Consider the following 21,162-nt stretch of genomic DNA (forward strand, 5'->3'; position numbering starts at 1 on the left):
ACTGCATTCTTAATTTAAATCAACTCTTATACCCAGTGAAATATTATTTTCTTTCACTAAATTATCCTCAAACAGTGGGTTTAGATCATATTTTGCATACAAACTAAATTCTCTGTAACCGATATAAGAACTCAGTCCGTAAATAAAATTATTTACATTATACTCTCCTTTTATTGTTGTTTTATAATCTAAATCATCCTGATCAAATTTTAGGATTTGTTTCGATTTTACATTAATTCCTGCATAACCTCCAATCCCAAAACGGAAACTTCTATGGGTTTTAAAATATGTTTTGCCGTTACTTATCTGAGGTTTAGAAAAATCGAATTCTAAATGCAGCGGCAACACTATATAAACATTTCTAAAACGGGATTCATCAAGATTTATAGCATTGGTCTGCAGAACCGTTTGATCTCCATTTACTACAAAACTCCTGTTATCTGTTGGGCGAATGTTATTGTACATTAATGAAAGTCCATATTTTGCATGCAATAAATTGTCGTTTTTCATTAATCTGCTGTTGTAGGTAAAACCCCACTCATAGAAATGCGAACCCATAAAACTATAATTAGAGTCCTGAAGTTTGCCATCGACCATCATATTATTCAACCCCATGGCAAATACAAATTGAGAGGTTGTTCTTTTTTCTCCATGAATTGAATCTTTAGAATTATCCCGATCTCTGTCTCTAACATGAAACACAATACTATATTTTTTGCTTAATGAATCTTCTTTGATTTTTCCGTCTACTTTTTGCTGAACCAAATCATTAAGCTCGTTTTGTGCCACTGTTACTTTTTCTTCAATAATTCTCGCTCTGGCTTCTGCCAATTCTTTTTTGCGCTTATCTGCTTGTTCCTGGGTAATTTTTCCTTCAGACAATTGCACGTTCACAACTTCTACTTCTTCTTTCAAAGCTGCTTTTTCGTCTTTGGTAATTTTCTCGATTTTATTCGCAATTTTTTTTGCTTTAGATTCAAAGGTTTCCTGCCCCAGTACCTTAGTAACAAATAAAAAAATAAGGGCAACGAGATAAAGTGTCAAATTTTTCATGATTGATTGATTTTTTTTTAAAATTGATTGATGATTGTGATTGATGATGATTATTTAATTATTAATTGTGAATTCTATATTCTATCCCCATCGGGTTAAAACCCGACGCTACAATAGGGATCGTTCCTCCGGAACTAAAAATCTATACTCTATATTCTATATTCTTTTACTCTTGTTGATTTCGATTCGCCAAGGCCACTTTTACCGTTTGGTAGTTTTTATTGACTTTTGTAATCATTTTTTCTCTAAACGAAAGCTCTAATTCGCCGTCGACCTGATGGAGTAAATCATTAGCATTGATTTTTACTTTTGATTTTGGTTTTACCGAGTTCTCTGCAACAATAGTTTTTTCGGCCGATTGTAATAATTGATCTACTGTTTCTTTTTTAGAAGTTTCAACAGCTAAAGACTGATTATTGACAGATTGTTTTTCTTGATTATTTTTGATGATGATTGAAGACTCCGCTATTTGATTTGATTTAGTTTTAAGGATTTTATTTGGTTGTACATTTAGACTTTTTTCTTCTTTTACTGAATTCTGATTTGCTGTTTTTTCTGAAACCGCAACTGCTGCCTTTACAGGATTGATTACCTTTAAAGCTGGTTTTACAACGGAATCTTTTTGTAGATTTTCTTTGATCACTACAGTATCTTTTGGCATTTCAACCACACTTTTCTTCTGATTAAAAAAGAGTGTTCCCACTAATAAAAAACCAACAATACCGGCAGCGATGTACATCCATCGTTTTTTGTTTTTAGGCTGCTTTTTTTCTTCAGCAATACTTAACATGGCATCCAATCGATCCCAGGCTTTATGGCTTGGTTCAATTTTACGTTGGTTTAGTTTTTCACGGAAATCCTTTTCAAAATTATTCGGTTCCATTATCTTGTTTTTTTAAAATATTAATCTGTGTTTGCAGCATCTTTCTGGCATGCGATAATTGCGATTTTGATGTTCCTTCATTAATTCCTAACATCTTTGCAATTTCATTGTGTTTGTATCCTTCTATGGCGTATAAATTAAAAACCATTTTATATCCGTCCGGTAAAGCGTCTATTAAAAACTGAATCTGATCTATTGAAAACTGACTCTGGGTTGCATTAAAACTTTCTTCGATATAAACTTCATCCTCAACAAACTTTACTTTTTTCTGAACTCTTAAATAGGATATACATTCGTTAACCATTATCCTACGAACCCAACCCTCAAAACTTCCTTTATGTTCAAATTTGTTTAAATTGGTAAACACTTTCATAAAAGCCGTTATCATTACATCTTCTGCCAGTTGAATGTCTTTTACATACTGTCGGCATACACTTAACATTTTTGAAGAAAACCGACTATAAATTTGCTGTTGTGCTTGTCGATTATTTTCGACAGCCAACTTTATAATTTCGGTTTCATCTTGATGTAAGGAGATAATTTTCATTAATAAGCTTTCGGTTTTAGTTTAGCAATAGTCTTCTATTAGCATAGACGAGTTAAGTTTTAAAATGGTTGCACGGAGAGGAAAAAAAATTAAAAAAATAAATTCCAAATTCCAAAAAACCACTAAAAACCACTGTTTTACAAGCAATTAAAAATATTTTTTTAATTGACAAATTTTCTGATTATCTCATTATTTTTTCTTCACTCAGGCAAGATAATCTAAATCAGCCCCAATCGAAAATAAAAAAACCTTGTACTATCATAAATAATACAAGGTTTCCTTAATAAGATATTTTTTAAGACAACTGCTGGTTTCTGATTTCTACCAACCGCCGCCTCCACCGCCTCCACCACCTCCGCCGGAGCTTCCGCCGCCTGAACTTCCGCTGCTCCAGCTTCCACTGCCCCCGCTGGAACTAGACGAAGATCCTCCTGATGATGAAGGCGGATTAGGATTTACTGCTGCGCTGTTCACGGAATTTCCAAAACTGGATAAGAACATTGCCGGCTGCATGTAAAACGTATCCTGCCCCTGATACCACGCAGGATCATATTTGGCTAATTCTAAAATTTCTGCAAATTGTTTTCCCCACTCTATTTCGACTCCCAATGCAATGGCATACGGGAATAATTTTTCGAATAATTGCGGAGTAAGTTCCGGAGGATTCAACATATTCATTCGGTCTTTCTCAGCCGTTTGCATATAGAGTTTAAAACCTTCTAATCTGTGTAATGCGTCAGCGCCTTTTTGTGTATACTTTCCTAAAGTTCTTGCGTAAAAAATATACATCAGAAAAACAATACCAATAACCACCATTTGTATCGTGGTTAAAAAAGGAATCGTAACAAAAAATATAAATAGTGCCGTGGGTAAAATAAAGAAGGCCAGAATACCTCTTAAAACAAGCATACCAACTCCTATATCTTTTTTTGTAAACCAATAGGTTAATCCTGCAACTGCAACGATCAGACCTGCATAAAAAGCATAATTTATATATCCTCTATTATTAGAAAGCAACTCATAAGTGAGTCCTACAATTAGAAAAATGGCAAAACCAAGCCATTTTTTTTCTGTATTGTTTTGATAAAAATCTTCTAGTTTTATTTGTTTGGTTACGGTTTTAAGCCATTTAGAATAGGCTTTTTCAAAAATTTTATAGTTAGAATCAACTACTTTTATTTTGTCTTTTTTCGTAAAACCACTTACTATATCTGATTCTTCTGTACTTAATTTTTGCGATTGAGTATTTAATACCTCAATTTCATAGGTATGTTTGTTTTTAAAAACTCCATTTTCTAGCGTAGACAAAATTCTAATGGCACCTTTTACAGAAGCATTTATAACAGATGCCATGTAGGTTTTACTCGTAATTTTTCTGTCGTATACATATCCTATACTAGCAGGAGACCAATCGAAAGGCGGCATAAATTCCGGCATCAACGTTTTCTTAACAGGATCTTTGCCGTATTTTTTCCAGCTAAAAAAGAAGAAAAGCGACATTCCTATTCCGTAAATAACAGACCACAGGTTTACTTTTATTTGCTTATAAAATGAGCTTGCTTCCTGCAAAAAAGTAGGCGGATCAACAATTCCTTTAGGAAATGATGCAGCAACCGTTAAACCTTCATAGTTTTTAAGCTCTACAGTGGCAAAACTGGCAATGGCTTGATCCGTTTTTAAGGAACTTATGCAATCTGATGCTTTAGAGCCAGATAATCCGGTATAACAATGTAAATTTTCGAATTTATGACCTGACGGAAGAGTGATTTCGCAGGTTGCTTTATCGATAGGTAAATTCCATCCATTTCCCGTTACATTCCAATACAACTCATCGTATTGATCAAAATATCCTATCTGAAAAGGAACGGTATAACTAATTTGATAATCATATATACCTCTTTCAAGATCGATATCTTTATTTCCTATATAGATTTTCCAGTCACCGGATTCTTCTTTGGTAAAATAATTTTCTTTGGCACCATCTTTTTTGATGGAGTTTATCGTGTATTTCACATCGATTTGATGACCGTCTTTATCTTGTCTGCTTAACGGCAAAACTCTTAATAGACCGTGCCTGAAATCATTACCTTCGGCATTTATTGTAATATTTTCGGTTACATTGATAGTACCTGATTTTTCTATTTTAATTTTTACGTCAAAATTCAAGATTCTTTCCTGAGCCTGGGCCTGAAAGAAAACTATAGAAAACAGAACAAATAATATTTTTTTTAGGGACATATTATACTACAATTAAAACTGAACTTTAGGTGTTTCTCTTTGTTTTTCGTCTTCTATTTCAAGGAAGTTTCTCTTTGGAAAACCAAAAGAACTGGCCACAATATTACCCGGAAAAGATTCTACGGCAATATTGTAATCTCTGACAGTTGCATTATAATATCGTTTTGATCGTTCTACTTCGGTTTCGATTTCGCTTAATTCTTCCTGTAAACTCAAGAAGTTGGTATTGGCTTTTAAGTCCGGATAATTTTCTGCCAGGGCAAAAATAGTTCCCACGGCATTCCCCAGTTTCTTGTCGAATTGTATTTTTTCATCTGCAGTACCAGCATTTAGGGCTTGATTACGCAGACTTACAATATTGGCCAATGTTTCTTTTTCGTGGGTGAGATATCCTTTTACGGTTTCAACCAGATTCGGAATTAAATCAAATCGTTTTTTTAGAATAACATCTATCCCGCTCAGCGCTTCTTCGAGCATATTGCGTTTCGATACAAAACCGTTGTAAAGTACTATGAGGTAAATACCAAAAATGACAACAAGCGAAACTATTACGAGTAAAATAACCATATTTTATTATTAAATTAAATACCAATTTAACAATAAAAATATTAAGAATAGAGCGTGAGATTATTTTTTTCTCTCGATTACGTAGTTTACCATTAAAGTAAGGGCATCTTTAAACTCCGAATCCGGGAAATTTTCTAATAACGAAAGTGCTTCTTGCTGAAATTGCACCATTTTATTTTCGGCGTAAGCCAAACCATTATTATTTTTTACAAAAGCAATTACTTCTTTAACGCGCTTTTTGTCTTTATTATGGTTTTTAATGGAGTTTATCAGCCACTTTTTTTCCTGCGAAGTACAGGTATTTAAAACATGAATTAAAGGCAAGGTCATTTTTTGCTCTTTAATATCGATTCCGGTTGGTTTACCAATGGCTTCCTCGCTATAATCGAATAAATCGTCTTTGATTTGAAAAGCCATCCCGATAAGTTCACCAAACTTTCTCATGTTTTCAACCTTAGCATCATCCTCAATTACAGATTTTGCTCCAAGAGCACAACAAGCCGCAATAAGGGTTGCGGTTTTTTTTCGGATGATTTCGTAGTAAACATCTTCTGTAATGTCGAGTCTTCTGGCTTTTTCTATTTGCAGTAATTCACCTTCGCTCATTTCGCGAACGGCAACCGATATAATTCTTAGTAAATCAAAATCGCCATTATCTATAGAAAGCAGCAAACCTTTAGACAATAAATAATCTCCCACCAAAACGGCAATTTTATTTTTCCAAAGGGCATTGATAGAGAAAAATCCGCGACGGCGATTACTGTCATCTACCACATCATCGTGTACCAAAGTTGCGGTATGAATAAGTTCGATTACCGAAGCACCACGATAGGTTCTTTCATTTACGGTACCTTCTGAAACCATTTTTGCGGTTAAAAAAACAAACATCGGACGCATTTGTTTTCCTTTGCGGTTTACTATATAATAGGTAATACGGTTCAGTAAAGCCACCTTTGAAGTCATCGATTCATGGAACTTTTTTTCAAAAAGTTCCATCTCGTTAAAGATGGGCTGTTTTATTTGAGAAGTAATATTCATTTCGATCCCAAATATACTATTTTAAATAAAAAAACGTTGTGTATTTTAGGTTAGTATATCAATAATTTATAGAATAATTAAGAAAACGCGTCCAAAACATTCTCAATTTACCTGCCAATTTGAATCCATCAAATTAAAAAAAAATTGAACACCAATATATTTTCAAAAAAGAGTGCCCCAAAAAATCAGCATCCTTTTTGCCCAAAAAAAGCATTAAGAACAAGAATCAATCTCGTTTTTAATGCTTTACTTATGAAATGTCCCTACGGAACATGTTTTACGTTGAATGATTCCTGAAGGAATTACATTTCCGCTTCTTTATTGGCTAATTGACCACAAGCGGCATCGATATCTTTTCCTCGGCTGCGGCGAACTTTTACCACAACTCCAATATTTTCTAATGCTTTTATGTAAGCCAAAATAGATTCTTCGGATGCTTGCTGGAATTCTCCGTCATCAATTGGATTGTATTCTATCAAATTTACTTTACATGGCACATATTTACAAAACTTCACCAAAGCATCAATTGAGGCTTTGTCATCGTTGATTCCTTTCCAGACCACATATTCGTACGAAATCTTATTTTTTGTTTTTCTGTACCAATATTCTAATGCTTCTCTTAAATCTGCCAGCGGGAAGTTTTTACTGAAAGGCATGATTCTCGCACGTATTTCATCAATGGCAGAATGCAAAGAAACCGCCAATTTGAATTTTACATCATCATCGGCCATTTTCTTGATCATTTTAGGAATTCCGGATGTCGACACCATAATACGTTTTGGAGACATTCCTAAACCTTCCGGCGAGGTAATCATATCAATGGCTTTAATGACATTATTATAATTCATCAAAGGCTCTCCCATTCCCATAAAAACGATATTGGAAAGTGGATGATTGTGATACAAACGGCTTTCTTTATCAATTGCAATAACCTGATCGTAGATTTCTCCAGCTTCCAGATTTCGCATTCTTTTTAAACGTGCCGTAGCACAAAAATTACAATCTAAACTGCAACCCACCTGGCTTGAAACACAAGCTGTTGTTCTTGTATCAGTTGGTATCAAAACAGATTCTACCACAAGACCGTCATGTAAACGAACTGCGTTTTTTACGGTTCCGTCGCTGCTGCGCTGCATGGTATCAACCTTTATATGATTGATAACAAAATTATCCTCGAGCATAGAACGGGTTGTTTTGGCAACATTTGTCATATCCTCAAAACTATGTGCTCCTTTGCTCCATAACCATTCATAGACCTGATTTCCGCGAAAAGCTTTGTCATTATTAGCGACAAAAAAATCGCGTAACTGATCTTTTGATAAGGCTCGTATGTCTTTTTTCTCAATTTGCATGGTGCAAATTTAAGTATTTGTTCATTTCTAATGGTATAAAGTACCCTACAATCTTAAAAAATGATTCAATTACAAAAAAAGAAACCTTAAACAAATAAAGATCATAAGTCCCTTGTAAGTTTTTAGCTCCTAAAGAAGAAAATGAAAACGTTATAGCTATAAATAAGATTTTAATAAAATTTTAACAATGATTTTTATCATGTCATTTTCTGCGTATGCACAATACTTTTGATCCAAGAAATAATACCACTTATTAGTCTGTAGCAAGACTAACAAATTTAAATTCCATACTTGAATGATAACCCAATGCATCATCAAAATGAAAACAATTACATCACTAAAATCAATTTTATTGGCAATGCTTTTTACCACATTGTCATTACACACCAACGCCCAAAAAAACTACACGGTAAATAAATCAACATTTGAAGTTGCCGGGACTTCTACCGTGCACGATTGGGTAATGAAATCTACAGAAGGAACCGGTACTGCTAATCTAACAGTTAAGGATTCTAAACTCGCAGGCTTAAATAGTTTGACTATTACCTTAATGGCCGAAAGCTTAAAAAGCAGCAAAACAAGTATGGATAAGGTGGCCTACGAAGCCTTAAATACAGAAACAAACCAAACTATCGAATACGTTTTAAAATCGGCCGAGAAAATAAACGAAACAACCTGGGATCTCACCGGAATTTACACTATCGCCGGTGTCAGCAAAGAATACAAAACTCAGGTAAAAGTAACGTCTGATAACGGAAAATTTATTTTGCAGGGTTCTAATCAAATTACTTTTGGTGATTTTGAAATGACTCCTCCTAAGGCAGCTCTTGGGGTTGTTAAAACAGGAAAAGACTTAACGGTTATTTTTAACATCATTCTAAGCTAACCTGAATCGGTTTTTCAGGAAATCGAAACTAAAATCTATTTCAAAACATTCTTAACTATCTCTCTGGCTGTAAAGGCCATGGGCTAAATATTGCCCCTTTTTTCCCCAGAAAATGCTCTTAACATATAGCCTACTCACCAAAAGTTAAGAGCATTAATACTCAATAAAACAACTAAAAAAACAATAACATTCTAAACAACAAATAATTATGAGAACAACAAAAATAAAATTACTAGCCTTCGTTATTTCCTTTTTAGGGATAACTTCATTCGCAACTGCTCAAAAAAGTTACACCCTTGACAGCAAATCTACCTTTTCAGTTTTAGGTACATCAACCTTACATGACTGGGAAATGAAATCAGCCTCAGGAACCGGAACTGCAAACCTGACGATTACAAATTCTAAACTAACAGATATAGAATCTTTATCGATAACTCTTTTAGCAGAAAGCGTAAAAAGCGAGAAAAAAAGCATGGACAAAGTAGCGTACGAAACTTTGAAAACAGATAAAAACAAAAACATCAAATATGTGCTGAAATCTGCCGAAAAAGTAAATGAAACTACTTGGGAGTTAACCGGAACTTATACTATTGCCGGAGTTAGCAAACTACTTAAAACAACAGTAAAAACAACTGTTACAGCAAACGGACTAAACTTGCAGGGATCTAACAAAATTACTTTTACAGAATTTGGAATGAAATCTCCTACTGCAATGTTAGGCACTATTAAAACTGGTCAGGATTTGACCGTAAAATTTAATCTAAACTTTAATTAATACTACCATGAAAAAAATCTATTTACTATTTATAGCACTAGCAGGCACATTTGCTGCTAATGCGCAGCAACTTAGCTTTGGACATATCCAGAATCAGGTTCCCCGTGACCAAAGAGCAATCAATGTGTTCGACGTTAGAAAAGATACTACTGCTTATAAAGGTATTAGTGTTGACTTAGGTGGTGCATTTGCATTACAATTTCAGGCCATAAATTCCTTCAACGATCAGAAAAATTTAACTGGAGCTAATGCTGCTTACCGATTAAACAATCTGACTAACGATTTTAATTTACCTAATGCTAATATGACCATTGGCGCACAATTAGCAGATGGTGTACGTGTAAACTTAGACATCTATCTTGCTTCTAGACACCACCACGAAACCTGGGTGCAAGGCGGATACTTGCAAATTGACAAATTAGATTTCATTAAAAAAGGTCTTCTTGAAGATGTGATGAAATATACGACCATCAAAATTGGTCAAATGGAGAACAACTATGGTGATGCGCATTTTAGACGAAGCAACAACGCTTATACTATAACAAACCCCTTTATTGGGAACAATATCATGGATGCTTTTACTACTGAAATGGGAGCTGAAATATACTATAACAGAAATGGTTTTGTAAGTATGATTGGAGCAACAAACTCTAAATTAAATCAAAATGTACAAGAAGTAATTCCAGGACCTACTACTGAAGCTACTCCGGATCAAAATACGACTATTAGCCCTACGATTTTAGCTAAACTAGGCTGGGATAAACAAATTAATAGTGATTTAAGAATCAGACTTACCGGATCTTTATATCACACAGCAAATTCTAGCGGAAACTTATATTCTTCAGACAGAGCAGGAAGCCGTTTTTATAGTGTTATGACACATGCCGGAACAATTGGTTACCCAGCTTCAAACATCTTAGATTCTGAAAGCAATAAGGATACGGGTAGATTTAATCCCGGATTTGGAAACTGGGCCAATTCTTACATGGTTAACCCTTTTGTAAAATATAAAGGTTTTGAATTCTTTGGTACTTTAGAATTTGCTTCTGGAGGTGATTATAAAGGAACTGATGATACTCGTAAAGTCAACCAATATGTTGGAGATTTAGTATACCGTTTTGGAAGTCATGAGAATCTATATGTAGGTGCCAAATACAACTTAGTAGATGGTAAACTAAGAAACTCTGATGCCGAAGCTGTTCAGGTAAATAGATTTGAAGCTGCTGCAGGTTGGTTTATGACTAAAAACATTCTGGCAAAACTTTCATACGTGCAACAGAATTATAAAAATTACCAACAATTCGCAAACGTAGGTGGTGTATCTATGCCAAATGATTTCTACGGCGGAAAATTTGAAGGACTAATGTTTGAAGCTACAATTTCATTCTAAAAAAAAAAATGAAAACAAGATTTTTAATCTTAATTACGGGTTTAGCAATTTTCTTTTTTTTCGGAAGTGCTAAACCCACTTTTCCAGCAGAAAATACAACTTTGGTAATAAATAAAATTAAAATAGAAATTACCGGAATATCTACTGTAGGTAAATACAATTGTTCGAATACGTTTTCAAAAAAGGATACTGTTTTCCTGAATTCGAACAAAAAAAACAATTTCAACACTGAGATTAAAATGTCGGATTTTGATTGTGGAAACAAAATCATGACTAAAGATCTCCAAGGAACCGTAAAAGTAAAAAAGTTCCCTAACAGTACTGTAAGGATCACAGATGTGCAACAATTTGGTAAAAATTACAAATGCAATCTCACTTTTTTGATTACAAACAAAACTCTTAACTACAAGGATTTTATATTGTACAGTTCTGATAATAAAGTTGAGGGATCACTTAATTTAAATTTTTCTGATATAGAATTAGAACCTCCCGTAAAAATGGCGGGATTAATAAAAGTTAGAGATGAAATCGTAGTTAATTTTAGTTTATACAAAAACTAAAAATCTAATTTAGAATTTGTCTTTAAATTTGTTTTCATGTATAATTTGTTTTTAAAGGTATCTTGTGGCGAGGTACCTTTTTTATTTTTAAAAATTTCATACTATTTTTTTTAGCTGTTAAAATTTGGCACGAGAATTGTCTTAACGTCAAAAGGAAAATAATCTTACAAAGAGCTCAATGATTTTAAAATGTGTATCTTTATTTTTCAGCTTTATAACCTTTAAATTTTATCAACCTAAAAAAAATCATTCATTATGAAAAAACAAATTTTAAGCTTAGCTGTTGTCGCTTTATTAGCATTCGCTGTTCAATCTTGCGAAAAGAAAGAAACAAAACCAGCAGAAGACGAATTAACTCTTGGAAACAAAGTGGACACTCTAACAACAGATATTCAAGAAGTAAAAGACAGTGCAGTTGTTAAGGCAGAAAATGCTGCTGCAAGTGCTAAAGAAGCTTCTCAGAATGCCGTTCAGGATGTAAAAGATGCTACTAAAAAAACAGCAGATGATGTAGAAAACGCCGCTAAGAAAACCGCTTCAGACGTAAAAGAGGCATCAAAAAAAGCAGCTGCAAAAGCCGAAGCAGCTGCAAAAGCCGCTAAAGACGGAACCGTAAAAACGGCTAAAGATGTAAATGAAGCTTTGAAAAAATAGTTTCTTTTGAATTTAAAACTAAGACCATCCGCCACGCGGATGGTTTTTTTATGCAAAAAAGCGAAGCGATATTTTTGTATTTTTGCTTTTCAAATTTAGAACTCTACAACATGCATTTTATATCACAAGAACTGGAAGATTATATCGAACAACATTCTGAAAACGAACCGGAATTATTAGCGAAACTTCATAAGGAAACGTACCAGAAAATACTTTTACCAAGAATGTTAAGCGGACATTTTCAGGGTCGCGTTTTAAGCATGTTGTCTAAACTGATTCGTCCGGTAAATATTCTTGAAATTGGTACTTATACAGGATATGCTGCTTTGTGCCTGTGCGAAGGAATGCAGGAAAAGGGACAATTGCATACTATTGATATTAAAGAAGAACTGGTTGATTTTCAGCGTAAATATTTTGATGCATCGCCTTGGGGAAAACAAATTTTTCAGCATTTAGGTGAAGCCGTTGATATTATCCCAAATCTGGATGTAAAATTTGATTTGGTTTTTATTGATGCCGATAAAGAAAACTATTTAAATTATTGGGAAATGATTGTTCCTAAAATGAATAAAGGCGGAATCATTTTATCTGATAATGTTTTGTGGAGCGGAAAAATCCTGGAACCTGTTCACCCTAATGATGTGAGTACAAAAGTACTTTTAGAATATAACTTACTTTTGAAAAACGATCCTAGAGTGGAGACGGTTTTATTGCCTATTCGTGATGGCTTGACGGTTAGCAGAGTACTTTAAAAAAGATTCTGAGTTCCAGGCACTAAGATACAAGTTGTGCAATGGAGTATAAAAACAGCTGAAGCAAAAGCAACTCAAAAATATAAGTAATGAATTACACGGGTGAGATAAATTCCGAAGGTTTTACAATTATTAATGATATTTATTCTGAAAATGAAATCGAAAAACTGATTTCTTTAATTGAAAATAGTACAGAAAATAAAACTGAGAATACCACTTTTAGAAAATCCCAGGATTTATTTGCTATAAGACAATTTCACAAAGAAGTTCCTGAAACGCTACCCTATATCTTTAATGAGAACTTAAAAGATATTATAGCCTCAAATTTTGGCAAGGGATACTTTATAACCAAATCGATTTATTTTGATAAACCTGAAAAGTCGAATTGGTTTGTGGCTTATCATCAGGATTTAACTATTTCGGTTAATAAAAAAACTGAAGCTGCAAACTTTGAAAACTGGACTGTAAAACAAAATCAGTTTGCTGTTCAGCCTCCTAAAGAAATTCTAGAAGATAACTTTACAATCAGAATTCATATTGATAAAACGACGAAAGATAATGGTGCTTTAAAGGTGATCAATAATTCGCATTCTAAAGGAATTTTGAGAATCGAACATTTAGATTTTGAGAAGGAAAAAGAAACCATCTGCGAAGTCGAAAAAGGCGGTATTATGATCATGAAACCTTTACTGTTTCACGCCTCAAACAAAACTACCAATAACGAAAGAAGAAGGGTTATTCATATTGAACTGAGCAAACAACAACTTCCTGAAGAATTAGAATGGAGCGAAAAAACTATTCTTGAGAATTCTTCTTTTAGTGAAATGATTTAGTTGTTATTTGTCATTTCGATTTCTATAATAAAAACCTAATTTTTTTTCAGGAGCAAATCCCGCACCCGAGCCTGAGCCAAGCAATCCGTTTCAATCTCTTGTGTCCGCCGCGGCGGACACAAGAGGATTTCCACTTCTATCGGGGCTAGGGCAATCATTTTCATAATAATATTTCTGTGTAGTTTGTCATTTCAACAGCAAGGAAATTAAAACAGAAATTCACCAATCTTTGTAGATTTACGCGTGTGATCTCTCCCTTCTGTCGAGATGACAATATTGAGGTTAAAATTTAATTAAATTAAAAAAGGCTTTAACCAAAACATAATGTTTTGGTTAAAGCCTTTTATCTTTTTATAGAATAAAATTTCTTTTGAAAATGAGCGGCATAGCCCAGATGGAAGCGGCATCCTTTTGTTTTTTTCTTTAAAAAACAAAAGATATAGCGGAGAGCTGGACACTAGCGACAGCGAACTGACCAAGTAAATAGCTCCTGAAAATTATCCCGGAAAATATTGTGGTTTTAGTTTTCGGTACACTAAATAAATTAAGAAACCGAAAAGTGCTCCAAAGAAATAACCTGTAAGGATATCTCCAGGATAGTGTAATCCTAAATAAATTCGGCTGTAGGCGAAAATTAAAGGCCATAAAAACAAGAATCCCAAATATTTAAAATGACGTTTTAATACCAAATAAAGAAAGGTTGCTACTGCCATTGTATTGGCGGCGTGTCCTGAGAAAAAACTATAGGATTTACGTACCTGAACAACACGTATAATTGTATTGATATCTGGGTTATTACAAGGACGTAAACGTTGAAATGTGTATTTAAACAAGTTCGTGGTTTGATCTGTAAAAGCAATTAAAACCGCTATAAACAACAATACATAAAGGGTTTGCTTTCCTCCTATTTTTTTGTAAATAAGATAAAACATTAATAAAAAAAGTGGTGTCCAGTTTAACTGATTGGTAATAATCAGCCACAACTTATCGTATGTTTGTGAACCTAAACTGTTAAGGTATACCAATAGACTGGTATCTAATTCTTTTATTCTTTCGAGCATTATAATTGGCGTTTTACGGGTCCTGAGATAGAATCTATATCTTCTTTTACTTTATCTATTTCTGTGGCCGTATCACCCAACATATTTGAAGTTAAATTTGTACTGTCTCCTAATAGATTTGTTTTAGCATCGTTAATCTGAGCATTGATATTACCTGTGATACTGTTTAAAGAGTTTTGGTCAAGACCGTTGGCCTCCGCCCCTTTTTGAATTTCACTTTTAATATCATTGGTTGCATTTTTTAGCTGCGCCATTGCTTTACCCATTGTACGAGCAATTTCAGGCACTTTGTCTGAACCAAAAAGCATTAGTACTATAAACAGTATAAAAACTAGTTCTCCTCCTCCTATACCAAACATATCTTTTATTTTTGTGTGCCACAAAGATATTAAATTTTGTAGCTGAGAGTTTTAAAATTTACTTAAAAAAAAAGACTCTTTTCAGAGTCTTTCAGGCTTATTATTACTCAAATTTAGACTTTACTTCTACTTTTGGCCAGGAATTATTGGTCACATCAATATCAGCTGTCATTAATTTTGGATCTATCTGAATGCTTTTTATCGATTTTGAAGTTGCATAAACTTTCTTTGCGGTATCATTACTTTTTCTCCAGATCTGAGCCGGATATTGGTAATTCTCTTTTGTTCCGTCTTCGTAAGTAATCTCTACCAGAATTGGCATAATCATGCCGCCTGGCTTATTAAATTCTACTTCATAGAAATATTTAGGCGATTTAAGTTCTGCTTTTTCCTGAGCTGTAAAAGTCTGGCTTACATAATCAGCCAATGATTTTACATCTTCTACTTTTAAGGCTTTTTTGCTCGAATCATTGACCTCTGCATTATCTCCTGCTACTAAATAAACAAATGGTCCTTTTTCGAAACCAAAGCGTCCTTTTTTCACTTTTACATCTTTAAGGTCGGCTGTTGGAGTTTCAGAAACATAATATTGTTTTACATCTTTGATGCCAATATCGACAAAATCTGTTGAGTAAAACCATCCTCTAAAAAACCAGTCAAGATCTACCGCAGAAGCATCTTCCATAGTCCTAAAGAAATCTTCAGGGGTTGGATGCTTGAACTTCCATCTGTTGGCGTAGGTTTTAAAAGCATAATCAAACAATTCTCTGCCCATTACAACTTCTCTTAAAATATTAAGTCCTGTAGCTGGTTTTCCGTATGCATTATTTCCAAATTGATGAATCGTTTCTGAGTTTGACATAATTGGCTCTAAAAACTTTTGATCACCACTCATATAAGGAACGATATTTTTTGCAGGACCACGTCTTGAAGGGAAATTAGCATCCCATTCCTGCTCTGCCAAATATTCTAAAAATGAATTCAAACCTTCATCCATCCAGCTCCATTGGCGCTCATCAGAGTTTACAATCATCGGGAAGAAAGTGTGCCCTACTTCATGAATTACAACACCAATCATTCCGTTTTTAACTTCTTTACTTGTCACTCCATTTTCATCCGGGCGACCAAAATTCCAACAAATCATTGGGTATTCCATACCTTGATCTTCTGCAGAAACTGATACTGCTTTTGGATAAGGATAATCAAATGTGTGTGATGAATAACTTTTTAAGGTATGTGCTACAACCATTGTTGATGTTTCTCCCCAAAGCGGATTTGCTTCTTTTGGATAAACAGATTCTGCCATAACCACTCTGTTGCCAATTTTTACGGCCATTGCATCATAAATGAATTTTCTTGAAGAAGCAATACCGAAATCACGTACATTTTTTGCACTAAATTTCCATGTTTTTTTCTTTTCAGAGAATCCTTTTTCTGCTGCTTCAGCTTCTGCCTGTGTAACAATTACAACAGGTTTATCAAATGATTTTTGAGCTTGTTCGTAACGTTTTACCTGTTCTGGTGTAAAAACTTCGCTTCTGTTTGTTAATTCCCCTGTAGCATCTATTACGTGATCTGCAGGAACTGTAATGTTTACATCAAAATTTCCAAAAGGCAAAGCAAATTCTCCGCTTCCCCAGAACTGCATATTCTGCCATCCTTCGACATCGTTATATACGGCCATTCTTGGATAAAACTGTGCAATTACATATAATTTATTTCCGTCTTTCTCGAAGAATTCATAACCTGAACGCCCGCCTTCTTTTCTATAATTATTTACATTATACCACCATTTTATAGCCATTGAAATTTTCTCACCCGGCTTTAAAGGCGTTACAAGATTAATACGCATCATCGTTTCATTGATGGTATACGACATTGGGTTTCCTTTTGAATCTTTTACATATTCGATATTAAAACCGCGTTCAAGATCTTTCTTTAAATATTTGCTCGAAAAACCTTCAAGTGGTAAAACCTGATTTATTTTTTCGCTTTCGGCCAAAGAGGTCTGAGTTTTTGGCTTTGCCTGATTCTGATCCAGCTGAATCCATAAATACTCTAAACTATCCGGTGAATTGTTTGAATAGGTAATCACCTCAGAACCGTTTATTTTTGAATTTTTATCGTCTAATTCGATGTCAATTTTATAATCTGCCTGTTGCTGATAATATGCTGGCCCTGGTGCTCCGGATGCTGTACGGAACATATTAGGTGTTGCCAACAAATCATACATCTGGCTGAATTTGTTTGTATCGTACTTTCCTTGTTGTTTTGGCGCAACTGTTTTTTCCTGAGCGATTAAGATTGCAGGAAAAATCAATAATAATGAAAGTTTTTTCATAAATTTTTAATGGTAATTTTATCAGGGTGTGAAAATAACAATTAAAATAATAATTTTAACTATCATTTAGTACTTTAACAATTCTTTCCTTGAAGATTCCGTAAAGAGAACACTCTTTTTAGTGCCAAATGCTGATATATGTGTAATATTTTGCTGTTCGGCATTCCAATCGACTAAAATAGTGTTCGAAATTTCGATTGTTTTAAATGTATTAATGTCTTTTATTCTGGAATAACAAACCAAAACATCGTTTGCTTCTACTTCTTTAGATAAAAAAGTAATGGGTTTTGACTGACCGTTTATTTTTATAGTAAAATTTTCAGCAAGATATTTTTTCAATAAATCAATATCAGCCTGGGTTTCCTTATCAGTACCAACATAAGTTTTTTGATGGTATTTCTTTTCCATCCCGTTATTCAGATCATCGATAAAAATTCGGGAAGTAATTTGAATCATTTTCTTTTCGGCCGCATAATTGACCTGAAAAACTCCCATATAAAATTTATGGAATGAAAACGCTGTAAGGGATAAAAACAGTATTACTAGTAAAGAATAGGTTAATCTTTTTTTCATTTCCCGGAAACATTCACTTTTTTGAATTCCTGATTTTTAGTAATCAGAAAATCCATTAGTTCAAACTTTTCTTCTTGTTTTAAATGTTTTTTAGATTCCGGATCAACAGCACAAAACAGTAAAAAGATATCTACTTCTTCTTTTTTCAATTTTAATGTATCTGTATAAAAATCAGGAGTAAAATTAGCTTTTGCATACATGGTAAAAGCAAAATCACTCGCTTCTTCTTCCGGCACTACATCAACATCTTTCTTTCTCATTAATTTTTTTGCGTCTTTAAATATTCGCACAAAATCAACTCCGTTTTCAATTGTACCATCATAGATAAATCTATTTTTAGGAGACGACTTTTCATCATCAACAAATTTAGTATCTACTATAGCCTGGCTATTTTTATCAAATGCTTTTACTTTTAAATCTTTGTGAACCACAACCTCTTTTAACTGATTGCTCACCAAATCCATCTGTACTAAGAAAAGTCTGTCGGCGCAATTTTTTTCTGTTAAAACAATTTTTTTAGACTGAAAAGCCATACTTGTAATCAATAAAGTATCTTTTGGCTTTGCCATAATATCAAACAAACCATTTGAACTAATAAAAGTTCTGATATTGGCATTTAAATTCATTACATAACCACTTTCAAGAGTTATAGAATCATTCACAACTTGTCCATGTAATGGCTTCCTTGAATTATTTTGTCCCAGTGCAATCTGGCAAAATAAGCACACAACGAGTATTCCTAGTTTATTTTTCATTTTCGAGAATTGTTAGATATTTCCTTGCTAAATCTGTTATTAAAAACATACTCATCGTTTTGTTCTTAGTATCCAAAGATACGGCAAATTCAGCATCATCTACACAATATAATTGAAATCCTTTGATATCTGCCACTGGAATTCTTAATCTTTCTGTATAATAATTCTCATCAAAAAGATATTCTATTTTCCTGAAAAGAATCTCTTTTTTCTCAATATTTACTTCTTTTTTGAGCATGGCAGTTCGGCCGGAAATTGCGTTAAGTAACATATCTCCAGGAGTTGAAGTCGCGGTATAGACTTTTCTTTCGGCCGGAGTATATTTTTTTTGACCGTACGGAATTATACCTAAATTTTCAGCAGTAACATTTGCGTTTTCATTTACAATCACTTCTTTCAATTCTATCTCTTTGGCTTTCATTTTAACCACAATAGAACCTGAATTTAAATCTTCAATTGTAATTCGGCGTTTGAACGGATCCAGATTTACAGCCGAAAAAACCAACACATCACCTTCTTTTACCACAATAGAAAACATACCGCCTGCATCTGAAACAGCAGTAACCTGGGTTGTATTATTGATAATATTGACTCCCTCGACATTCGAAGATTGTTCAAATATTTGCCCGGTAATTTCTTTTGAAGTGTTGTTTTGTCCAAAACTAATCTGAACGATCAATAACAAAAGGGTTATTTGTAAAATGCTATTTATTCTCACGTTCAATTATTTCTTTATATTTTACAGCTAATTCTCCTAACAAAAACTCTGTTGAGGTTCTGTTCTTAGAATTCAAAATTACTGTGAATTTATCATTTTCAACTGCATAATATTCAAAGCCTTTTACATATTCTGCCGGAATTTTCAATCGGTCAATAAAATGTTCCAGCGTAAACATACGTTCTAAAAGCTTCAGAAAAAATTCTTTTTTCTCAACTGCTACTTCTTTTTTAAGCATTGCGGTGCGGCCCGAGAAAAAGTTCAATAGCGGATCTGCAGAAAAAGAACCTCCAGCCATACCTCCTGCGTTTGCAGTAGCATTTAATGCCGTCGCCGTATGCAATTTCCTTTCGGCCTCTGTATAGGATTTTTGACCACTTGGAATAATCCCCAAAGCAACAGCATTTATACCATTATAATTCTTAACAACAACTTCCTGTAATTGATGCATTACTATATTGAGCCTAACAGAGAAATTGACATCCGAAAAATTTTCCGTTTTCAACAAAACTCTGTTTTCTTTGAATTGTATAGACGAAAAAACGATTTCATCTCCTGGTTTTGCAGCAATCGAAAAAGATCCCAACTCATTGGTTGTGGTCATTACCTCTGTTTGCGCATTAATAACATAAACGCCTTCTAAATCGGCACTGTTTGCAGTTATACGACCATTCAACATCGTTCTGTCGTCAGACTGACACCAGCCGGCCTGCCCTACAACAAATATCAAAACACATATAGCCTTATGAATCAAAATGACAAAAAATTAGAGATTTTCTTAAAGCTGTAAAAATATCTTAATCTATTGCAAATTTAGTATTAAGGACATGGTAAAAATATGTTAATTAAAGTTTGTTTATCACCAGTAAAAAGAGACTTTTTAATATCTTTAACCTAAACAATCTGAGTTTAAATTTTATGAAAAGCATTATTATTGCCAGCACTTCTACACTTCACGAAGGCAGCTATTTAGAGTATCTACTCCCTACTTTAGAATCGCATTTTAAAAATTGCAAAAGTATTTTATTTATACCTTTTGCTCGTCCCGGCGGCATTTCGCATGACCAGTACACCAGCAAAGTTTCACAAGCATTTGCATCAATAAACATTTCAGTTAAGGGAATTCATGAATTTGATGATGCAGGTGACGCGATAAAAAATGCCGAAGGAATATTTACCGGCGGCGGAAATACTTTTTTACTGGTTACCCAATTATACAAACACAATGTCATGCAGGTTTTGGCAGAAACCGTAAAAAACGGAACACCGTATCTAGGAACGAGTGCCGGATCGAACATTTGCGGTTTATCGATGCAAACGACTAATGATATGCCTATTATTTACCCGCCAAGTTTTCAAACATTGGGATTAATTCCTTTCAACTTAAATCCGCATTATTTAGACCCTGACACGCAATCTAAACATATGGGAGAAACGCGCGAAACGAGAATTAAGGAGTTTCATGCTTTTAACACTATTCCTGTTTTAGGCTTAAGAGAAGGTAGCTGGCTCGAAGTAAAAGGCAACACAATTACTTTAAAAGGAAATTTATCGGCTCGTTTATTTTTACAAAACGAAACTCCAAAGGAATTAGAAACTGAAAGTGATTTGAGCAATCTTAAATAAAATTCCTAATTTTTAAAATTCCAAATTCCAACAATAAAGCGATTAATATAAATTGGAATTTGGAGTTTTCGTGTTGATCCATTTCCAATATATTGGAATTTCAAAAAAAAAAAAAAAAAAAAAAAAAAAAAAAACCCCAAAAAATTTTTTGGGGGTGTTTTATGGGGGTAGGGGGGGGGGGGAGGGGGGGCCACCCGGGTG

22 protein-coding genes are annotated in these 21,162 nt (G+C 33.9%); 8 read left to right on the top strand and 14 right to left on the bottom strand.

Annotation, left to right across the window (positions count from 1 at the left end):
- Window positions 1-9: 9 nt before the first annotated feature.
- From IRZ78_RS21795 to rlmN, 7 genes are all read right to left on the bottom strand, one after another.
- Entirely contained in the window at window positions 10-1,053 is a 1,044-nt protein-coding gene (locus tag IRZ78_RS21795) for a hypothetical protein (protein WP_194618777.1), read from the bottom strand.
- A gap of 166 nt (window positions 1,054-1,219) precedes the next feature.
- Window positions 1,220-1,936 carry a hypothetical protein gene (locus IRZ78_RS21800; protein WP_194618779.1) on the bottom strand — a complete coding sequence of 239 codons (717 nt, stop codon included), beginning with the start codon at window positions 1,934-1,936 and terminating at the stop codon, window positions 1,220-1,222.
- Window positions 1,923-2,483, bottom strand: a complete 561-nt coding sequence (locus tag IRZ78_RS21805) for an RNA polymerase sigma factor (RefSeq protein WP_194618781.1) — start codon at window positions 2,481-2,483, stop codon at window positions 1,923-1,925. The genes IRZ78_RS21800 and IRZ78_RS21805 overlap by 14 nt, the downstream gene beginning before the upstream one ends.
- 321 nt (window positions 2,484-2,804) lie before the next feature.
- The gene (locus IRZ78_RS21810) at window positions 2,805-4,721 is read right to left on the bottom strand and encodes a DUF2207 domain-containing protein (protein ID WP_194618783.1); all 1,917 of its coding nucleotides are present in this window, start codon (window positions 4,719-4,721) and stop codon (window positions 2,805-2,807) included.
- A gap of 12 nt (window positions 4,722-4,733) precedes the next feature.
- A complete protein-coding gene (locus IRZ78_RS21815; protein ID WP_194618785.1) occupies window positions 4,734-5,288 on the bottom strand; it encodes a LemA family protein in 555 nt (184 codons plus the stop codon).
- 60 nt (window positions 5,289-5,348) lie between these two features.
- Window positions 5,349-6,326 carry a polyprenyl synthetase family protein gene (locus IRZ78_RS21820; RefSeq protein ID WP_194618787.1) on the bottom strand — a complete coding sequence of 326 codons (978 nt, stop codon included), beginning with the start codon at window positions 6,324-6,326 and terminating at the stop codon, window positions 5,349-5,351.
- 302 nt (window positions 6,327-6,628) lie between these two features.
- The gene (rlmN, locus tag IRZ78_RS21825) at window positions 6,629-7,678 is read right to left on the bottom strand and encodes a 23S rRNA (adenine(2503)-C(2))-methyltransferase RlmN (RefSeq protein WP_121322813.1); all 1,050 of its coding nucleotides are present in this window, start codon (window positions 7,676-7,678) and stop codon (window positions 6,629-6,631) included.
- A gap of 319 nt (window positions 7,679-7,997) precedes the next feature.
- On the opposite strand from rlmN, the gene IRZ78_RS21830 reads away from it, so the two are divergent.
- The 7 genes from IRZ78_RS21830 (at window position 7,998) to IRZ78_RS21860 (ending at window position 13,528) form a co-directional block, all read left to right on the top strand.
- The gene (locus IRZ78_RS21830; RefSeq protein WP_194618789.1) at window positions 7,998-8,564 is read left to right on the top strand and encodes a YceI family protein; all 567 of its coding nucleotides are present in this window, start codon (window positions 7,998-8,000) and stop codon (window positions 8,562-8,564) included.
- Window positions 8,565-8,772: 208 nt separating this feature from the next.
- A complete protein-coding gene (locus IRZ78_RS21835) occupies window positions 8,773-9,339 on the top strand; it encodes a YceI family protein (RefSeq protein ID WP_194618790.1) in 567 nt (188 codons plus the stop codon).
- 7 nt (window positions 9,340-9,346) lie between these two features.
- Window positions 9,347-10,729 (top strand): hypothetical protein, encoded by a 1,383-nt coding sequence (locus IRZ78_RS21840; protein WP_194618792.1) that lies wholly within the window; start codon window positions 9,347-9,349, stop codon window positions 10,727-10,729.
- Between the two features lie 8 nt (window positions 10,730-10,737).
- Window positions 10,738-11,289, top strand: a complete 552-nt coding sequence (locus tag IRZ78_RS21845) for a YceI family protein (protein ID WP_194618794.1) — start codon at window positions 10,738-10,740, stop codon at window positions 11,287-11,289.
- Window positions 11,290-11,544: 255 nt separating this feature from the next.
- Window positions 11,545-11,943, top strand: a complete 399-nt coding sequence (locus IRZ78_RS21850; protein ID WP_194618795.1) for a hypothetical protein — start codon at window positions 11,545-11,547, stop codon at window positions 11,941-11,943.
- Window positions 11,944-12,053: 110 nt separating this feature from the next.
- The gene (locus IRZ78_RS21855) at window positions 12,054-12,695 is read left to right on the top strand and encodes an O-methyltransferase (RefSeq protein ID WP_194618797.1); all 642 of its coding nucleotides are present in this window, start codon (window positions 12,054-12,056) and stop codon (window positions 12,693-12,695) included.
- A gap of 89 nt (window positions 12,696-12,784) precedes the next feature.
- Entirely contained in the window at window positions 12,785-13,528 is a 744-nt protein-coding gene (locus tag IRZ78_RS21860; protein WP_194618807.1) for a phytanoyl-CoA dioxygenase family protein, read from the top strand.
- 497 nt (window positions 13,529-14,025) lie between these two features.
- On the opposite strand, the gene IRZ78_RS21865 is transcribed toward IRZ78_RS21860, so the two are convergent.
- From IRZ78_RS21865 to IRZ78_RS21895, 7 genes are all read right to left on the bottom strand, one after another.
- Window positions 14,026-14,589 (bottom strand): phosphatase PAP2 family protein, encoded by a 564-nt coding sequence (locus IRZ78_RS21865; RefSeq protein ID WP_194618809.1) that lies wholly within the window; start codon window positions 14,587-14,589, stop codon window positions 14,026-14,028.
- On the bottom strand, window positions 14,589-14,948 hold the full coding sequence (locus IRZ78_RS21870) for a twin-arginine translocase TatA/TatE family subunit (RefSeq protein ID WP_194618811.1): 360 nt from the start codon (window positions 14,946-14,948) through the stop codon (window positions 14,589-14,591). Before IRZ78_RS21870 ends, IRZ78_RS21865 begins: the two co-directional genes overlap by 1 nt.
- A gap of 103 nt (window positions 14,949-15,051) precedes the next feature.
- Window positions 15,052-17,289 carry a M1 family metallopeptidase gene (locus tag IRZ78_RS21875; protein ID WP_194618813.1) on the bottom strand — a complete coding sequence of 746 codons (2,238 nt, stop codon included), beginning with the start codon at window positions 17,287-17,289 and terminating at the stop codon, window positions 15,052-15,054.
- A 66-nt stretch (window positions 17,290-17,355) separates the two neighbouring features.
- Window positions 17,356-17,862, bottom strand: a complete 507-nt coding sequence (locus IRZ78_RS21880; protein ID WP_194618815.1) for a DUF6702 family protein — start codon at window positions 17,860-17,862, stop codon at window positions 17,356-17,358.
- Complete coding sequence (locus IRZ78_RS21885) at window positions 17,859-18,617, bottom strand: hypothetical protein (protein ID WP_194618817.1); 759 nt, start codon at window positions 18,615-18,617, stop codon at window positions 17,859-17,861. Before IRZ78_RS21885 ends, IRZ78_RS21880 begins: the two co-directional genes overlap by 4 nt.
- Window positions 18,607-19,335, bottom strand: coding sequence for a carboxypeptidase-like regulatory domain-containing protein (locus IRZ78_RS21890; protein WP_229029120.1), 729 nt, complete (start codon window positions 19,333-19,335; stop codon window positions 18,607-18,609). The genes IRZ78_RS21885 and IRZ78_RS21890 overlap by 11 nt, the downstream gene beginning before the upstream one ends.
- Window positions 19,322-20,089 carry a carboxypeptidase-like regulatory domain-containing protein gene (locus IRZ78_RS21895; protein WP_228520562.1) on the bottom strand — a complete coding sequence of 256 codons (768 nt, stop codon included), beginning with the start codon at window positions 20,087-20,089 and terminating at the stop codon, window positions 19,322-19,324. Before IRZ78_RS21895 ends, IRZ78_RS21890 begins: the two co-directional genes overlap by 14 nt.
- Before the next feature lie 164 nt (window positions 20,090-20,253).
- On the opposite strand from IRZ78_RS21895, the gene pepE reads away from it, so the two are divergent.
- Entirely contained in the window at window positions 20,254-20,961 is a 708-nt protein-coding gene (pepE, locus tag IRZ78_RS21900; RefSeq protein ID WP_194618818.1) for a dipeptidase PepE, read from the top strand.
- Window positions 20,962-21,162 lie beyond the last annotated feature (201 nt).

Origin of the sequence: Flavobacterium sp. CSZ (assembly GCF_015350725.1) — a bacterium.
In the GTDB taxonomy this organism is placed as follows: Bacteria; Bacteroidota; Bacteroidia; order Flavobacteriales; family Flavobacteriaceae; genus Flavobacterium.

Bases quoted from the DNA above. Each gene is read 5' to 3' on its own strand.
- IRZ78_RS21885 (WP_194618817.1), bottom strand. From the start codon at position 18,617: ATGAAAAATAAACTAGGAATACTCGTTGTGTGCTTATTTTGCCAGATT.
- IRZ78_RS21860 (WP_194618807.1), top strand. From the start codon at position 12,785: ATGAATTACACGGGTGAGATAAATTCCGAAGGTTTTACAATTATTAAT.
- IRZ78_RS21830 (WP_194618789.1), top strand. From the start codon at position 7,998: ATGAAAACAATTACATCACTAAAATCAATTTTATTGGCAATGCTTTTT.
- IRZ78_RS21805 (WP_194618781.1), bottom strand. From the start codon at position 2,483: ATGAAAATTATCTCCTTACATCAAGATGAAACCGAAATTATAAAGTTG.
- pepE (WP_194618818.1), top strand. From the start codon at position 20,254: ATGAAAAGCATTATTATTGCCAGCACTTCTACACTTCACGAAGGCAGC.
- IRZ78_RS21865 (WP_194618809.1), bottom strand. From the start codon at position 14,589: ATGCTCGAAAGAATAAAAGAATTAGATACCAGTCTATTGGTATACCTT.
- IRZ78_RS21875 (WP_194618813.1), bottom strand. From the start codon at position 17,289: ATGAAAAAACTTTCATTATTATTGATTTTTCCTGCAATCTTAATCGCT.
- IRZ78_RS21840 (WP_194618792.1), top strand. From the start codon at position 9,347: ATGAAAAAAATCTATTTACTATTTATAGCACTAGCAGGCACATTTGCT.
- IRZ78_RS21810 (WP_194618783.1), bottom strand. From the start codon at position 4,721: ATGTCCCTAAAAAAAATATTATTTGTTCTGTTTTCTATAGTTTTCTTT.
- IRZ78_RS21835 (WP_194618790.1), top strand. From the start codon at position 8,773: ATGAGAACAACAAAAATAAAATTACTAGCCTTCGTTATTTCCTTTTTA.
- IRZ78_RS21850 (WP_194618795.1), top strand. From the start codon at position 11,545: ATGAAAAAACAAATTTTAAGCTTAGCTGTTGTCGCTTTATTAGCATTC.
- IRZ78_RS21845 (WP_194618794.1), top strand. From the start codon at position 10,738: ATGAAAACAAGATTTTTAATCTTAATTACGGGTTTAGCAATTTTCTTT.
- IRZ78_RS21855 (WP_194618797.1), top strand. From the start codon at position 12,054: ATGCATTTTATATCACAAGAACTGGAAGATTATATCGAACAACATTCT.
- IRZ78_RS21795 (WP_194618777.1), bottom strand. From the start codon at position 1,053: ATGAAAAATTTGACACTTTATCTCGTTGCCCTTATTTTTTTATTTGTT.
- rlmN (WP_121322813.1), bottom strand. From the start codon at position 7,678: ATGCAAATTGAGAAAAAAGACATACGAGCCTTATCAAAAGATCAGTTA.
- IRZ78_RS21800 (WP_194618779.1), bottom strand. From the start codon at position 1,936: ATGGAACCGAATAATTTTGAAAAGGATTTCCGTGAAAAACTAAACCAA.
- IRZ78_RS21880 (WP_194618815.1), bottom strand. From the start codon at position 17,862: ATGAAAAAAAGATTAACCTATTCTTTACTAGTAATACTGTTTTTATCC.
- IRZ78_RS21815 (WP_194618785.1), bottom strand. From the start codon at position 5,288: ATGGTTATTTTACTCGTAATAGTTTCGCTTGTTGTCATTTTTGGTATT.
- IRZ78_RS21870 (WP_194618811.1), bottom strand. From the start codon at position 14,948: ATGTTTGGTATAGGAGGAGGAGAACTAGTTTTTATACTGTTTATAGTA.
- IRZ78_RS21820 (WP_194618787.1), bottom strand. From the start codon at position 6,326: ATGAATATTACTTCTCAAATAAAACAGCCCATCTTTAACGAGATGGAA.